Source organism: Vibrio sp. YYF0003, from assembly GCF_036350715.1.
Lineage (GTDB): Bacteria > Pseudomonadota > Gammaproteobacteria > Enterobacterales > Vibrionaceae > Vibrio > Vibrio natriegens.
The window spans coordinates 94,720-109,398 of the sequence record NZ_JAZDWA010000005.1; the positions used below are offsets into that span (position 1 = coordinate 94,720).

Here is a 14,679-nt window from a genome sequence, read left to right on the forward strand (position 1 = left end):
GTTTGCTAAATTAAACATAAAAAATGACAACTACCTAGTCTAACGTGTTTCAAAATGCATCGCTATTCAAGTAATATGTCCAGCTATTATATTTTGCCAAATCTGTGGGAGTGAACAAGAATGGCGAGCATTGAAGCTGCACTAGCCGAGATTAAGCGCGGTGTTGAAGAGCTGATTCCAGAAGAAGAGCTGATCGCAAAACTAAAAGAAGGTCGTCCTCTACGTATTAAGTTGGGCGCGGATCCAACGGCACCTGACATCCACCTGGGCCATACGGTTATTTTCAATAAGCTTCGCTTGTTCCAAGAGTTAGGCCATGAAGTGACGTTCCTGATTGGCGACTTTACTGCAATGGTTGGTGACCCGACAGGTAAAAACTCAACTCGTCCACCACTTAGCCGTGAAGACGTACTGCGTAACGCAGAAACGTACAAAGAGCAGGTGTTTAAGATTCTAGACCCAGCAAAAACTAAGATCCAATTTAACTCAGAGTGGCTTTCTGAACTTGGTGCTGAAGGCATGATTCGCTTGGCAGCTAACCAGACAGTTGCTCGAATGCTAGAACGCGATGATTTCAAAAAGCGTTACACAGGCGGCCAGCCAATCGCTATTCACGAGTTCATGTACCCATTACTGCAAGGTTGGGACTCAGTGGCAATGGAAACCGATGTTGAGCTTGGCGGTACCGACCAGAAGTTCAACTTGCTAATGGGTCGTGAGCTACAAAAATCTCACGGTCAGAAGCCTCAGGTTGTGCTAATGATGCCTCTTCTTGTTGGTCTGGACGGCGAGAAGAAGATGTCTAAGTCTGCGAACAACTACATTGGTATCAGCGAAGCACCAAGCGAAATGTTCGGTAAGATTATGTCGATCTCTGATGATTTGATGTGGAGTTACTACGAACTTCTGTCTTTCCGTCCGCTGGAAGAGGTTGCTCAGTTTAAGGCTGATGTTGAAGCTGGTAAGAACCCTCGTGACATCAAAGTACTGCTTGCCAAAGAAATCATTGCACGTTTCCACAGTGAAGCCGACGCTGATGCGGCGGAGCAAGAGTTTGTTAACCGTTTTGCTAAAAACCAAATCCCTGATGAAATGCCAGAATTTGAGTTCGAAGCAGGTCGTCCGGTAAGCAACCTGCTGAAAGAAGCGGGTTTATGCCCATCATCTTCAGACGCGATGCGTATGGTTAAACAGGGCGCGGCTAAGATTGACGGTGAGAAAGTGGCAGACAGCAAATTCACACCAGAAGCAGGCACTTACGTATTCCAAGTTGGTAAACGTAAATTCGCTCGTATTACGATTCAGTAATTATTAATTGAGCAAAATGAAAGCGCCGAATAGGGCGCTTTTTTTGTTTAAAACAATCGCAAAATATTAACAAAGCCAGACTGTAAAAAGTGAGTAACTTTGCTACCATACGCTCGCTGCTAACAATGGCAGCGTTATCGGAGATTTACATGAACAATACCGACCATCCTCCCAGTTGTTGGGTGAGTAAGATTAAGGGAGCGAAATAACCCGCTTCGGTATTGGCGATCTCCGCCTTACCTGAGTGGTGAGGCATCTTTTCAAGTTTCTTCTTATTATTTCCTTCATAAATTCTGAATAGACTGTGCGATTGTGAGCGTGATTGTGCGTATCCTGATTTACCTGTTTCGGTAAAGGATGAGCTGAGTCATTTTTGCATGCGTAGTTGATGGTCGTTACCAATGCCAATCGGGAGATTCGCCATGACGGTAATGAACAACACTTTTATTGAAACAACACCAAACTTCTCTGCAGTCGAAATTGGTGCGGCTCGCAATGCGTTTTTGCAGTACGAGCGAGATAAGCAACTGCAGTTACTCTCTATCATGCCTATTGATGAGGCGGTGGGGATTTTACAACACTGTTCCGTTGCTTATGTGAACAGCCTTATTGCTCAGTTAGAGCAAGCGGGGCATGACAAGCGTGCTCGTCATTATGCGCACCAATTGGGTTTGCATATTTCTGAAGTGGATACGCCAGATGGTTATTTGTCTGCTGGCGTATTTGAGCATGTGAAGCAACGTATTGGCTGGATAATTGCGCTTGCTTTACTAGGTATCGTATCGGGATTGATCATCGCTCAATATGAAGATACGTTGAGCCAACTGGTTTTACTTGCAGTCTATATGCCTGTTATTGCTGCTGCTGGTGGCAATACTGGCACACAGGCTGCAACCTTGGTTATTCGGGCTCTCGCAACAGGAGAGCTGAAAAAACGCCAGTGGTTAGCGGTACTTTGGAAAGAAAGCCGAGTCGCGTTATGTCTCGCTCTAGCCATCGCTATTGTGATGGTCGGCCGAATTCTGCTGTTTAGTGGCGGACAACCTAATGGCGGATTTGATTTGGTAGACATAGCATTAGCGATCGCTGTGGCTCTGTTTATCCAAGTAACAATTTCGACCACGCTTGGTGGTCTACTGCCTATCATAGCGCGAGCATGCAATTTGGACCCAGCCGTGTTGGTGAGTCCCGTGCTTGCTTCAATCGTCGATATATCAGGGATGTGGATTTACTTCACGGTAGTGAACTACTTCTTAGGCATCGCCTGACTAAAGTTCACAACATCGCTATAAAATAACTTTTCAAAGCTAGTAATAGGGGCGACAGCAGGCTTGCTTCCGTCCCTTTTTTCTGGGAAGTAATCAGAGACAAACTGAACAAAGATAGTATTCGGCTTGCCGTTTTTATCTAGCCCATATCCCGCCATATTGTAAGTCCCATATAACGAACCACTTTTGGCGATCAGTTGTCCTTTAATAGGTGCATTACGCATGCTTTGTCGATACTGAAGCGTACCCGATTCCCCTGACTTTGGCATAATTGCAATAAGGTTGAGCTGTTTCTCATTCTTCCATATGTAGCGCAGTATCTCTGCCATTTTGGTTGCGGATATTCGATTGTTTCTCGAAAGCCCAGACCCATCTTCCAGGCGTGCTTGTCGAATGTCGACCCCTGTATTCGCGAAGATGATTTGTTTTATGGCTTCAGTTCCATTGACAAAACTGCCGGGTTGAACAAAAAACTTCGCGCCAAGTGTTTTAGTCAGCGTATCGGCGATCAGGTTGTCTGAGCGTTTTAGCATCTGATCCAGTAAAACAGACAATGGCTGAGACTGATGCAGTGCGAATAGTTTACGCTGTTTCTTAGGGGCGGAACCTACCTTTATTCTGCCTTTAAGTTCAATATTGAGTTGAGCAAGCAGCGTTGCGAGCTTTTTGCTGGTATACATTTCAGGGTCTTGGACCGCGAATTTCAGAGGTAACGGCTTTTCTCTCGCGACGAGACAGCCATTTAACTCATAACGATTGTCAGGGTTGGGCAGAAGGTCTAAATCACAGTGACGACTTTTCTGAACGGCCCTTGTTACCGTTTCTACAGAGCTTTTTACATGGATTGGTTGATGTTCGGGAACAAACACCCGAGTTCCACCATCTTTTTGTGTGTAAATGGATGCTTGTACACAATTTTTATTCAGTGTGATGGCGGACGCTGGAGCGCTATAACACACACCAAGAATATCCCATGGCCATCCGACGGCGCGGTTATAACCAGTAAACACGCTGTTATCGAGCCACAAGTCACCTTCAATGCGTTTTAAGCCATTCTTTTTCGCCAGGGTTAGAAGATCTTTTAAATCTTTGGTTTGTAACGTTGGATCGCCAACAAAGGTGATCACTGCATCTGATTTAGAGGCTTCTAGTTTAGTACGAAATCTAAAGCTATCACCCAGTTCCAACTTGGCAGCTAAAGCGGTCACTATCTTGAGCGTGCTGGCTGGTGGAAATAGCTGCTCGGTAGGGTGAATACCAGAAAGCTCTGCATTATCAGTGAGTTTTTCAGCAACCAGACTAATCCGTGCGCCTTCAGGTAGCACCTCTTGATGTGGGTATGCTTGTGTGGCTAACGGACATAGCAGTGAAAGGAAAAATAAGGACCAACGTAAACGCATAGAGACACTTTCTGACGTGAGTTATGTAGTTGAGTATATCCAAGTTCCCCCAAGATGCTAGGTGAAGGAGAAATGGTTTTCTCATCAATTATTAATGAGACAATAATAAGGAAATGAAGGACACGGTTTGTTAACTGACGATAAAAAAATGCCCGCAAGATGCGGGCATTGAGGATTCAAGTCTAAGACTGGAATTAGAAGTCGTAACGTAGACCTAGGGCTAGCTCGTCTTCTGCGTCGATCTTAGTTGCTGTTGTTTTAGTACCAGTAGAACCAAACTTGTCGCCAGAGTCGATTAGGTTAAAGTTGTATGAAACGTAACCGCGGAAGTTAGGCTTGAAGTAGTACGACGCGTCAAGAGCGATGTTGTCTGCAGAAGTTTCGTCGTTTGTCTCTGCGTTGTTGTACGATGTTGTGAACACAGTTTGACCAACAGTGTAAGCACCTGCTAGTTCGTAACCTGTGTAGTCAACCGTACCTGCAAAATCGTCAGTCATCTTCTCACCGTCAGTGAATACACCAGCGAAGTATAGATCGCCCATAGTGTAAGATGCTGCAAGCATGTACTCGTTAGCTTCGTCTTGATCTGCGTAACCAGCACCTAGCTCAAGGCCAGTGTTTGCTACTGCGTAGATTGCAGATAGAGAGTAACCGTCTTGGTCGTTGTCTGAGAAGTCACCGTTAGTGTTTTCTACACGGTCTGCGAAGCGGTAGCTTGCTTTAACGCTTAGGTTCTCGAATTGACCTTTGTAAGACATCATGTTGTCTGCACGGTCTGCCACTGCTAGTTTGTCAGCTGCTGAGTTACCGTGGTAAGCCATGATATCTGTGAAATCTGTGATAACGCCTAGCGCACCTTCGTTTTTACCGTAAGAGAACTCACCCCAAGCGCCGCCTAGACCAGCGTATGCAAGACGAGTGTCTAGAGAGTCTTCGCCGCTGATGTCTTTGCCATTTTCGTCAAAGTCAGCAGTAGTAAACTCACCTTCCCAGAAGCCAACGCCGTATAGGTTGTCACTTACTTGCTGTTTGCCAAGGAAGTTTAGACGGATGCGAGAGTTGTCTTGAGCGTCGCCGTCTTTCATAGATAGACGTGCTTCAGCGCGGCCACCCATTTCTAGAGAAGTGCCATCTTGGTTGTAAAGTTCCGCTGCGTTTACGCCAGTTGCCATTGCTGCTGCAGATACAGAAAGAGCAATTAGAGTCTTTTTCATCTTATTTGTCCTAGTTAGCTGTCCATAATTCATTGTTGTATGGGGGAGAGGTTCTCTCTCAGAAGCTATTGGTCTCAAAGAAGTACCTAGTAAACGAAGACATCGCGCTGGTAAGTCTTTGATCGAACAACTTGCTGGACACGTTTTACCGCTAAAGTTTCATGGTGAGTTAGTAAAATGATATAAATTTGGATAGTGAACACTGTTCGATTGGTTTGGTTGTTGATTTATATTTATGATATTTAAGTGATTTTTGTTTTTATCTGATTATTGAGAGTTGATTAGATTTTATGTTTTTTGAGGTTTTTTCTTTAATGAACTGTGTTGTTTTTCAATAAATTGCAATAATAATTAAACTAAAGAGTGACGAGCATCATTATGTGCGGGTTGCATAGCGACACTCGATATCGAATTAGGGTGATTTCGCCCCTGAGTTTGTTTAAACTAGATAAAACACATCTTCAAACGCACTACCCAGTCAACAGACAGGGTAGGGTTTTTTTGTCCAAAATAGACTTGGGCATGAGGTTATATAATGGAAAAAGTTCCAATGACACTACGTGGCGAACAGATGCTACGTGAAGAATTAGATCGTCTACTTAAGCTACGCCCTCAAATCTCAGCAGCGATTGCAGAAGCTCGTGAGCTAGGCGATTTAAAAGAGAATGCTGAATACCACGCCGCTCGTGAAGAGCAGGGTATTTGTGAAGCGCAGATCCGCGATATCGAATACAAGTTGTCTGTCGCACAGGTTATTGATGTCACTAAGATGGAAAACACAGGTAAAGTGATTTTTGGCACAACTGTGACTTTGATTGATGTTGATACTGACGAAGAAAAAACCTACCAAATCGTTGGCGATGATGAAGCTGACATCAAGGCGGGTCGTATTTCTGTTAGCTCCCCAATTGCTCGTGGCCTGATTGGTAAAATGGAAGGTGACGAGGTGGTTATCGAAACCCCGGGTGGCGCAAAAGATTTTGAAATTGACCGAGTTGAGTATCTGTAATTACAAAGCATCACTCTGTCTATAAACATAAAAAGGTCGCCATTGGCGACCTTTTCTTCAGCAACGTAAGTAGTGATTACTTACGAGGGATTTCGATTTTACGCTCTTCAGATTGGCGGTACAGTACAAGTACTTTACCGATAGTCTGAACTTTTTCTGCGCCCGTCTCACGTACGATAGCGTCGATGATTAGCTGTTTTGTCTCACGATCTTCTGAAGCAACTTTTACCTTGATCAGTTCGTGATGGTTTAGAGCGATTTCAATTTCTGCTAGCACGGCTTCTGTAAGTCCATTTGCGCCCATTAGCACAACAGGTTTTAAACTGTGAGCCAGGCCTTTTAGGTGCTGCTTTTGTTTGGTGCTTAGGTTCATTACGCGGCCAATTTTCTTTAAAATAAGGGTTGAAAAAAGCTATTTTAACGCCATCTATTGCTGAAGACTATAATTTATTGAGTAATAGGTTGCGCCTATTAAAACAATAGCTCCTATTTGTGCCTTGTTAGGATTAAAATGAGTAAACAAAAACATTCGGCGAGTTCTGGTCGTTGGTTGAAAGAACACTTTGATGATAAATACGCGAACGAAGCTCGTAAAAAAGGTTATCGTTCACGTGCTTATTTCAAAATTGATGAAATACAAACCAAAGATAAGCTGTTAAAACCAGGTATGACTGTGGTCGATCTGGGTGCAGCTCCAGGTGGTTGGTCCCAGTATGCTGCTAAAATAGTAGGAGATAGTGGACAAATTATTGCGTGTGATTTGTTACCAATGGATCCGATTGCTGGTGTAAGCTTTTTACAAGGTGACTTTCGTGATGATGCGGTATTAGACGCTTTGTTAGAAAGAATCCAGCCATCGATGGTAGATGTAGTAATGTCTGATATGGCTCCTAACATTGCTGGCAATAACTCGGTCGATCAACCTAGAGCTATGTATTTAGTTGAATTGGCCTTAGATATGTGTCGACAAGTTCTAGCGCCTAATGGTAGCTTTGTTGTTAAAGTTTTCCAGGGTGAAGGCTTCGATCAGTACGTGAAAGAAGTCCGAGACATGTTTAAAGTCGTAAAAGTCAGAAAACCAGACTCATCGCGAGCTCGCTCTCGAGAGGTCTTTGTAGTAGCCACTGGTTACAAAGGTTAACCATTTTGCTCTACTAAGAGCGTGTTAACACTATGGCTACAGTTAATGAACTGTAGTACCCTACCTTTAATTACAATTAGTTATCGAGAGGCTTACACCTTGAGTGACATGGCAAAAAATTTAATTCTGTGGCTTGTTATCGCTGTCGTATTGATGTCGGTATTCCAGAGCTTTGGCCCTGGAGAAAGTAATGGCAGAACCGTGGATTACACCACGTTTGTACAGGAAGTTGGCCAAGGCCAGATTCAAGAAGCAACTTTTAAAGACGGTGAGATTAGCTTTGTTCGTCGTGGCGGTGGTGCCAAAATGGTCACTTACATGCCAGTGTATGACCAAAAGCTTCTTGATGATCTAATTAACCAAAACGTGAAAGTGCAAGGTACGCCTCCTGAAGAGCAAAGCTTGCTCGGCACTATCTTTATTTCTTGGTTCCCAATGATCTTACTGATTGGTGTATGGATTTTCTTCATGCGTCAAATGCAAGGTGGCGGCGGCAAAGGCGCCATGTCTTTCGGTAAGAGCAAAGCTCGAATGATGAGCGAAGAACAGATCAAAACCACGTTTGCAGATGTTGCAGGCTGTGATGAAGCGAAAGAAGATGTAAAAGAACTGGTTGATTACCTGCGTGATCCAAGCCGTTTCCAGAAGCTGGGTGGTAAGATCCCAACTGGTGTTTTGATGGTTGGTCCTCCAGGTACTGGTAAAACGTTGCTTGCTAAAGCGATTGCTGGTGAAGCGAAAGTACCATTCTTTACAATTTCAGGTTCCGATTTCGTAGAAATGTTTGTTGGTGTTGGTGCATCTCGTGTGCGTGACATGTTCGAACAAGCGAAGAAAGCAGCGCCTTGTATTATCTTCATTGATGAGATTGATGCGGTAGGTCGTCAGCGTGGTGCTGGTGTAGGTGGTGGTCACGATGAACGTGAACAGACACTGAACCAAATGCTAGTTGAAATGGATGGTTTTGAAGGCAACGAAGGCATTATCGTTATCGCTGCGACTAACCGTCCAGACGTTCTTGACCCTGCATTGCTACGTCCTGGTCGTTTTGACCGTCAAGTAGTCGTAGGTCTACCAGACGTACGTGGTCGTGAGCAGATTCTTAAAGTTCACATGCGTAAAGTTCCTCTAGCGGGTGATGTAGAGCCTTCTCTAATTGCACGTGGTACACCAGGCTTCTCAGGTGCTGACTTAGCAAACCTAGTTAACGAAGCGGCGCTATTTGCTGCTCGTGGCAACAAACGCAACGTATCTATGGTTGAGTTTGAGCTGGCGAAAGACAAAATCATGATGGGTGCAGAACGTCGCTCTATGGTTATGTCGGAAGAGACAAAAGCGTCAACCGCTTACCATGAAGCTGGTCACGCGATTGTTGGTCGTTTAGTTCCTGAGCATGATCCGGTTTATAAGGTATCGATTATTCCTCGTGGCCGTGCACTAGGTGTGACAATGTACCTGCCAGAGCAAGACCGTGTAAGTATGTCTCGCCAGCATCTAGAATCAATGATTTCTAGCTTGTACGGCGGCCGTCTTGCGGAAGAGTTGATTTACGGTGCGGATAAAGTATCAACAGGTGCTTCTAACGACATCGAACGTGCAACAGATATTGCTCGTAAAATGGTAACGCAATGGGGCTTCTCGGAAAAACTTGGTCCTCTACTGTATGCAGAAGATGAAGGTGAAGTGTTCCTAGGCCGTAGCGTAACTCAGACAAAACACATGTCTGATGACACTGCTAAGCTAATCGATGACGAAGTTCGCCAAATTATCGATCGCAACTACGACCGAGCGAAAAAGATTTTGCAAGAAAACATGGATATCATGCATGCGATGAAAGACGCGCTAATGAAGTATGAAACCATTGACGCGCACCAAATCGACGACCTAATGGAACGTAAGGCTGAGATTCGTGAACCTGCTGGCTGGGGGGATAATCCTTCAAACAAACCTCAGGTTGATGATAAACCGCAAGCTGCGCCTGCAGCAAAAGAGGAAGAGAAAAAGGCTGATGCAGATAGTGATGCAGAGCAGTCTACTTCCCAAGAAGCGGCTTCAGCTGACGCACCAGAAAAGAAAGATTCTGAATAACTATTGTTGATATTGATAAACCCCGAGTTCGCTCGGGGTTTTTGTATTTATTATGATTATTAAAGTAAAAAACAAATCTCTGGACCTTTCTCGTCCACACGTAATGGCCATTCTCAACGTCACACCAGACTCCTTCTCTGATGGAGGCAAGTTCAATTCTCTAGATTTAGCGCTTGCACGCGTTGAGAAAATGATAAAAGCAGGCGTTAGCATTATTGATGTTGGCGGTGAATCGACCCGACCGGGAGCTCCGGAAGTCACGCTGGAAGATGAACTGGAGCGAGTTATTCCAGTCGTTAGAGCTATCAGAACGCACTACCCAGACGTGTGGATATCAGTAGATACCAGTAAAGCTGAAGTGATTCGTCAGTCTGTCGAAGCTGGTGCGGATCTTATCAATGACATTCGTTCTTTGACTGAACCTGGTGCATTGGAAGTGGCTGCAAAAGCGAATGTACCGGTGTGCATCATGCATATGAAAGGCCAGCCGAAAACCATGCAACAGAACCCGCAATATGATGATCTCATGCAGGAAGTGGAGCAGTTCCTGGTGGAGCGAATGGCAGTGTGCGAAGCCGCAGGTATCGCGCGAGAAAATATCATTCTCGATCCTGGTTTTGGCTTTGGCAAAACCATAGAACACAATTATCATATGCTGGCTCATCTTGACAAGTTTCATAAATTTGGCTTGCCAATCTTGGCAGGCTTGTCTCGTAAATCGATGATTTTTAAACTGTTGGATAAGCCTGCGGCAGAGTGCACAAACGCTAGTGTTGTTTGTGCCACGATTGCAGCGATGAAAGGTGCACAGATCATTCGAGTACACGACTTTGAAGAAACGCTAGAAGCGATGAAAGTTGTTGAGATGACGAAGAACAATATTTAAAAAATAACAAAGGAAAGTTTATGTCTGATAAAAGACGTTACTTTGGTACAGATGGTGTGCGTGGCAAAGTTGGACAATATCCAATCACTCCCGATTTCGTACTGAAACTTGGCTGGGCGGCAGGTCGCGTATTAGCGAAACAAGGCACAAAAAAAGTAATTATCGGTAAAGATACTCGCATATCTGGCTACATGCTGGAATCTGCACTAGAAGCGGGTTTGGCTGCGGCTGGTCTTAAAGCGACCTTTACCGGACCAATGCCAACCCCAGCGGTTGCCTATTTAACACAAACATTCCGAGCAGAAGCTGGGATTGTGATCTCGGCATCTCATAACCCTTACTACGATAACGGCATCAAGTTTTTCTCTTCTGAAGGCACTAAATTGCCAGATGATATTGAACTTGCTATCGAAGCGGAATTGGACAAAGAGATTGAATGTGTCGAATCGGCTGAGTTGGGTAAAGCAACGCGTCTAAACGATGCGGCGGGTCGCTACATTGAGTTTTGTAAAAGCACTTTTCCTTCAACACTAAGCTTAGCGAGCCTTAAAATTGTGGTTGACTGTGCACACGGCGCAACTTACCACATCGCTCCAAATGTCTTTAAAGAGCTGGGTGCTGAAGTGATTGCGATGGGCGTTGAGCCTAATGGTACCAATATCAACGATCAAGTTGGTGCGACTGACGTACGTGCACTTCAAAAACGTGTGGTAGAAGAGCAAGCTCACCTTGGCCTTGCCTTTGATGGTGACGGCGACCGTATCATCATGGTTGATCACTTGGGTAATAAAGTCGATGGCGACCAGATTGCCTACATCATCGCAAGAGATGCTCTACGTCGCGGTGAACTAAAAGGTGGTGTCGTTGGTACGCTGATGACTAACTTGGGCATGGAAAATGGCCTGAAGCAGTTAGGTATTCCATTTGTTCGTGCTGCGGTAGGCGATCGCTACGTTATGGAGCAATTGCTTGCAAAAGGTTGGAAGATCGGTGCTGAAAACTCAGGCCACGTTATCTTGTTGGACAAAGTCACCACCGGTGATGCTATTGTTGCTGCATTACAAGTTCTTGCTTCGATTGTCGGAAGTGACATGTCGTTACACGATCTTTCTCAAGGCATGACGTTGTACCCGCAAGTGCTGGAAAACGTTCGTTTCTCTGGCGATGCTAACCCATTAGAAGCAAAAGCAGTATTGGATTCTGTTGCCGAAGTGGAAGCTGAACTTGGCGATAAAGGTCGAGTATTGCTGCGTAAATCAGGCACTGAGCCTCTTATCCGTGTCATGGTAGAAGGCGAAGATGCAGAACTTGTCCAGAGCTCAGCGCTTAAAATTGCTGACGCGGTAAAAGCAAGTTTTTAATCATTGCTTTAACCGATAGCATATAAAGAAAAGGGCGTTTTTTGCCCTTTTTTTGAGCGTTCGGCTCAATGGCGTTGTTTTTTTACTAATTTCCCCTTGTCAGCGTTAATGGCTTTCGCTAGTATTGCACCGCCTCCCGTTAGGAGGTCGCTAGCCTTGTTCATTTAATAAGATTCATTATTTTTGGGCGGCGCTGGCTCAACAATTTGGAACATAGGTGGAAAAAATGTTTACAGTTCTACTTGTGATTTACCTGTTGGCGGCGCTTGGTGTGATTGGCCTTGTGTTGATTCAACAAGGTAAAGGCGCAGATATGGGAGCCTCGTTCGGTGCTGGTGCTTCAAACACAGTGTTTGGTGCTAGCGGCTCAGGTAATTTCTTAACCCGAACAACTGCTATTTTAGCAACCGTATTTTTTGTCATTAGCTTGCTACTTGGTCGTATGTCTACGCACAAGACTGAGTCACAATGGGTAGACCCAACGTTAGGTCAGCCAGTTGTTGAACAAGTTAAGGACGCAGCGAGTGAAGTAGCAGCACCAGCTGGTGATGAAATTCCTCAATAAGCTGCAAGGTTTTGATGCCGAGATGGTGAAATTGGTAGACACGCTAGCATGAGGTGCTAGTGCCTTTGGTGTGAGGGTTCGAGTCCCTCTCTCGGCACCATGTATTTACAAACTTGTAAATCACTTGTTTGCGAGTATAATGCTCAGCAAGTCGGACGCGGGGTGGAGCAGTTTGGTAGCTCGTCGGGCTCATAACCCGAAGGTCGTCGGTTCAAATCCGGCCCCCGCAACCAATCTCTTTCTTTGAATAAGAAATCGAGGGTTGGCAAGTTTGCGTAGTACTAACCACACTACGAGTTAAGGATAGCATTTTTATCTATTCTTAACGTATCAGGGTCCAGCAGCATAAAACCCCGACTATCGGGGTTTTTTGTTATCTGAGTTTTTTAAAAATCTCAGATTGCTGCTTGGTTTTTTGATTGGGCTCTGAGCCCTTTTTTTGTTTCTGGAGTGGTTTAAATGACTGGTTTAGAAAGACAACTTACTGAAATGCTTGAAGCTCCTGTTGAGGCGTCGGGCTATGAGTTGGTTGGATTAGAATTCATTCGAGCAGGCGCGCACTCAACGCTACGCATCTATATTGACCATGAAAATGGCATTAACGTGGACGACTGTGCAGAAGTTAGCCACCAAGTGAGTGCGGTACTAGACGTTGAAGATCCAATTTCTGTTGCTTACAGCCTAGAAGTGTCTTCTCCAGGTTTAGAAAGACCGCTTTTCAAAGCAGCACATTACGAGCAATTTATTGGTCACGAGGTCAGCATCGTTTTGAAAATGGCTGTAGCAAACCGTCGCAAGTGGAAAGGTATTATCCACAGCGTTGATGGCGAAACAGTGACAGTTACTGTTGAAGGCCAGCAAGAAGAGTTTGCTTTAAGTAATATTTCAAAAGCTAACCTGATCCCTAAATTTTAGTTCCCTAAAAAAGTTTAAGCTTAGAGGCTAAATACAATGAGTAAAGAAATTTTAGCGGTAGCAGAAGCGGTATCGAACGAAAAAGCGGTACCTCGTGAGCGTATCTTTGAAGCTCTTGAGATTGCTCTAGCAACTTCTACAAAGAAAAAATACGAAATCGAAATCGACGTACGTGTTGCTATTGACCGTAAAACGGGTGAATTCGTGACTTACCGTCGCTGGTTGGTGGTAGACAATGTTGAAAACCCAACCAAAGAGATCTCTCTAGAAGCTGCACAATATGACGATGAGTCAGTTGAGCTAGGCGATTACGTAGAAGACGAGATCCAATCAGTAACGTTTGACCGTATTACGACTCAAACTGCTAAGCAAGTTATCGTACAAAAAGTTCGTGAAGCTGAGCGTGCACAAATCGTTGAGCAGTTCATTGACAACGAAGGTGACCTAATCACTGGTGTTGTTAAGAAAGTAAACCGCGACACTATCGTACTTGATCTAGGTAACAACGCAGAAGCGGTAATCCTACGTGATGACCAACTTCCTCGTGAAAACTTCCGTCCAGGTGACCGTGTTCGTGGTCTTCTGTACAAGGTTGCTCCAGAAGCACGTGGTTTCCAACTGTTCATCACTCGCTCTAAGCCAGAAATGCTAGCAGAGCTATTCCGTGTTGAAGTGCCTGAAATCGCTGAAGACATCATCGAGCTTAAAGGCGCGGCGCGTGATCCAGGTTCTCGTGCGAAGATCGCAGTGAAAACTAACGACAAGCGTATTGACCCTGTTGGTGCGTGTGTTGGTATGCGTGGTGCACGTGTACAAGCGGTTTCTGGCGAGCTTGGCGGTGAGCGTATCGATATCGTGCTTTGGGATGATAACCCAGCTCAGTTCGTAATCAATGCAATGGCTCCAGCTGATGTTGCATCTATCATCGTTGATGAAGATGCGCACGCAATGGATATCGCGGTTGAAGCAGATAACCTAGCACAAGCTATCGGTCGTAATGGCCAAAACGTTCGCCTTGCGTCTCAGCTAACTGGTTGGGAACTGAACGTAATGACAGTAGCTGATCTTCAGAAGAAACACGCTGAAGAATCACAAGCGTCTATCGAAAACTTCATGAAGTACCTTGATATCGAAGAGGACTTCGCACAGCTACTTGTTGAAGAAGGTTTCTCAACATTAGAAGAAGTTGCTTACGTACCAGTAAACGAGCTACTTGAAGTCGATGGCCTGAATGAAGAGCTAATCGAAGAGCTACGTGGTCGTGCGAAAGATGCACTAACAACAATCGCATTAGCGCAAGAAGAGTCTTTTGAAGGTCTGGAGCCGGCAGAAGATCTACTAGGACTTGAAGGTCTTGAGCGTGAAATGGCATTTAAATTGGCAGCAAAAGGTGTAGCAACACTTGAAGATCTTGCTGACCAAGGCATTGACGATTTAGAAGGTATTGAAGGCCTGACCGAAGAGCGTGCAGGTGAGCTAATTATGGCCGCACGTAACATCTGTTGGTTCGGCGAAGAAGCATAA

Annotated in this window: 13 protein-coding genes and 2 tRNA genes; 12 read left to right on the forward strand and 3 right to left on the reverse strand. The window is 44.9% G+C overall.

What is annotated here, in order from left to right:
* The first annotated feature begins 120 nt into the window (after positions 1 to 120).
* Both tyrS and V1U08_RS15225 read left to right on the forward strand, forming a co-directional pair.
* A complete protein-coding gene (gene tyrS, locus V1U08_RS15220; RefSeq protein WP_014232899.1) occupies positions 121 to 1,308 on the forward strand; it encodes a tyrosine--tRNA ligase in 1,188 nt (395 codons plus the stop codon).
* Positions 1,309 to 1,730: 422 nt separating this feature from the next.
* Positions 1,731 to 2,576 (forward strand): magnesium transporter, encoded by an 846-nt coding sequence (locus V1U08_RS15225; protein ID WP_014232897.1) that lies wholly within the window; start codon positions 1,731 to 1,733, stop codon positions 2,574 to 2,576.
* Here the strand turns inward: V1U08_RS15225 and dacB are convergent.
* Positions 2,555 to 3,976 carry a serine-type D-Ala-D-Ala carboxypeptidase gene (gene dacB / locus V1U08_RS15230; protein ID WP_330470946.1) on the reverse strand — a complete coding sequence of 474 codons (1,422 nt, stop codon included), beginning with the start codon at positions 3,974 to 3,976 and terminating at the stop codon, positions 2,555 to 2,557. The genes V1U08_RS15225 and dacB overlap by 22 nt on opposite strands.
* A 194-nt stretch (positions 3,977 to 4,170) precedes the next feature.
* Entirely contained in the window at positions 4,171 to 5,190 is a 1,020-nt protein-coding gene (locus V1U08_RS15235; RefSeq protein ID WP_330470947.1) for a porin, read from the reverse strand.
* Positions 5,191 to 5,725: 535 nt separating this feature from the next.
* Between V1U08_RS15235 and greA the strand changes: the two genes are divergently transcribed.
* Positions 5,726 to 6,199 carry a transcription elongation factor GreA gene (gene greA, locus V1U08_RS15240; RefSeq protein ID WP_014232894.1) on the forward strand — a complete coding sequence of 158 codons (474 nt, stop codon included), beginning with the start codon at positions 5,726 to 5,728 and terminating at the stop codon, positions 6,197 to 6,199.
* 76 nt (positions 6,200 to 6,275) lie between these two features.
* On the opposite strand, the gene yhbY is transcribed toward greA, so the two are convergent.
* Positions 6,276 to 6,572, reverse strand: coding sequence for a ribosome assembly RNA-binding protein YhbY (gene yhbY, locus V1U08_RS15245; RefSeq protein WP_005380066.1), 297 nt, complete (start codon positions 6,570 to 6,572; stop codon positions 6,276 to 6,278).
* 138 nt (positions 6,573 to 6,710) lie between these two features.
* Here yhbY and rlmE point away from each other — a divergent pair, with 138 nt between their 5' ends.
* The 9 genes from rlmE (at position 6,711) to nusA (ending at position 14,679) form a co-directional block, all read left to right on the forward strand.
* The gene (gene rlmE / locus V1U08_RS15250; protein WP_014232893.1) at positions 6,711 to 7,340 is read left to right on the forward strand and encodes a 23S rRNA (uridine(2552)-2'-O)-methyltransferase RlmE; all 630 of its coding nucleotides are present in this window, start codon (positions 6,711 to 6,713) and stop codon (positions 7,338 to 7,340) included.
* 108 nt (positions 7,341 to 7,448) lie between these two features.
* On the forward strand, positions 7,449 to 9,428 hold the full coding sequence (gene ftsH / locus V1U08_RS15255; protein WP_065297337.1) for an ATP-dependent zinc metalloprotease FtsH: 1,980 nt from the start codon (positions 7,449 to 7,451) through the stop codon (positions 9,426 to 9,428).
* 52 nt (positions 9,429 to 9,480) lie between these two features.
* Positions 9,481 to 10,314, forward strand: coding sequence for a dihydropteroate synthase (gene folP / locus V1U08_RS15260; protein ID WP_243974632.1), 834 nt, complete (start codon positions 9,481 to 9,483; stop codon positions 10,312 to 10,314).
* A 20-nt stretch (positions 10,315 to 10,334) separates the two neighbouring features.
* Complete coding sequence (gene glmM, locus V1U08_RS15265; RefSeq protein WP_065297335.1) at positions 10,335 to 11,675, forward strand: phosphoglucosamine mutase; 1,341 nt, start codon at positions 10,335 to 10,337, stop codon at positions 11,673 to 11,675.
* A gap of 226 nt (positions 11,676 to 11,901) precedes the next feature.
* Positions 11,902 to 12,240, forward strand: a complete 339-nt coding sequence (gene secG / locus V1U08_RS15270) for a preprotein translocase subunit SecG (RefSeq protein WP_330470952.1) — start codon at positions 11,902 to 11,904, stop codon at positions 12,238 to 12,240.
* 16 nt (positions 12,241 to 12,256) lie between these two features.
* Positions 12,257 to 12,340 (forward strand) — tRNA-Leu (locus tag V1U08_RS15275).
* A 56-nt stretch (positions 12,341 to 12,396) separates the two neighbouring features.
* A tRNA-Met gene (locus V1U08_RS15280) sits at positions 12,397 to 12,473 on the forward strand.
* A 226-nt stretch (positions 12,474 to 12,699) separates the two neighbouring features.
* The gene (gene rimP / locus V1U08_RS15285) at positions 12,700 to 13,155 is read left to right on the forward strand and encodes a ribosome maturation factor RimP (RefSeq protein WP_014232887.1); all 456 of its coding nucleotides are present in this window, start codon (positions 12,700 to 12,702) and stop codon (positions 13,153 to 13,155) included.
* Between the two features lie 36 nt (positions 13,156 to 13,191).
* Positions 13,192 to 14,679 carry a transcription termination factor NusA gene (gene nusA / locus V1U08_RS15290; protein WP_020333905.1) on the forward strand — a complete coding sequence of 496 codons (1,488 nt, stop codon included), beginning with the start codon at positions 13,192 to 13,194 and terminating at the stop codon, positions 14,677 to 14,679.

What these genes read in the sequence shown, in the direction of transcription:
- tyrS (WP_014232899.1), top strand. Translation starts at nt 121, where the DNA reads ATGGCGAGCATTGAAGCTGCACTAGCCGAGATTAAGCGCGGTGTTGAA.
- V1U08_RS15225 (WP_014232897.1), top strand. Translation starts at nt 1,731, where the DNA reads ATGACGGTAATGAACAACACTTTTATTGAAACAACACCAAACTTCTCT.
- dacB (WP_330470946.1), bottom strand. Translation starts at nt 3,976, where the DNA reads ATGCGTTTACGTTGGTCCTTATTTTTCCTTTCACTGCTATGTCCGTTA.
- V1U08_RS15235 (WP_330470947.1), bottom strand. Translation starts at nt 5,190, where the DNA reads ATGAAAAAGACTCTAATTGCTCTTTCTGTATCTGCAGCAGCAATGGCA.
- greA (WP_014232894.1), top strand. Translation starts at nt 5,726, where the DNA reads ATGGAAAAAGTTCCAATGACACTACGTGGCGAACAGATGCTACGTGAA.
- yhbY (WP_005380066.1), bottom strand. Translation starts at nt 6,572, where the DNA reads ATGAACCTAAGCACCAAACAAAAGCAGCACCTAAAAGGCCTGGCTCAC.
- rlmE (WP_014232893.1), top strand. Translation starts at nt 6,711, where the DNA reads ATGAGTAAACAAAAACATTCGGCGAGTTCTGGTCGTTGGTTGAAAGAA.
- ftsH (WP_065297337.1), top strand. Translation starts at nt 7,449, where the DNA reads ATGGCAAAAAATTTAATTCTGTGGCTTGTTATCGCTGTCGTATTGATG.
- folP (WP_243974632.1), top strand. Translation starts at nt 9,481, where the DNA reads ATGATTATTAAAGTAAAAAACAAATCTCTGGACCTTTCTCGTCCACAC.
- glmM (WP_065297335.1), top strand. Translation starts at nt 10,335, where the DNA reads ATGTCTGATAAAAGACGTTACTTTGGTACAGATGGTGTGCGTGGCAAA.
- secG (WP_330470952.1), top strand. Translation starts at nt 11,902, where the DNA reads ATGTTTACAGTTCTACTTGTGATTTACCTGTTGGCGGCGCTTGGTGTG.
- rimP (WP_014232887.1), top strand. Translation starts at nt 12,700, where the DNA reads ATGACTGGTTTAGAAAGACAACTTACTGAAATGCTTGAAGCTCCTGTT.
- nusA (WP_020333905.1), top strand. Translation starts at nt 13,192, where the DNA reads ATGAGTAAAGAAATTTTAGCGGTAGCAGAAGCGGTATCGAACGAAAAA.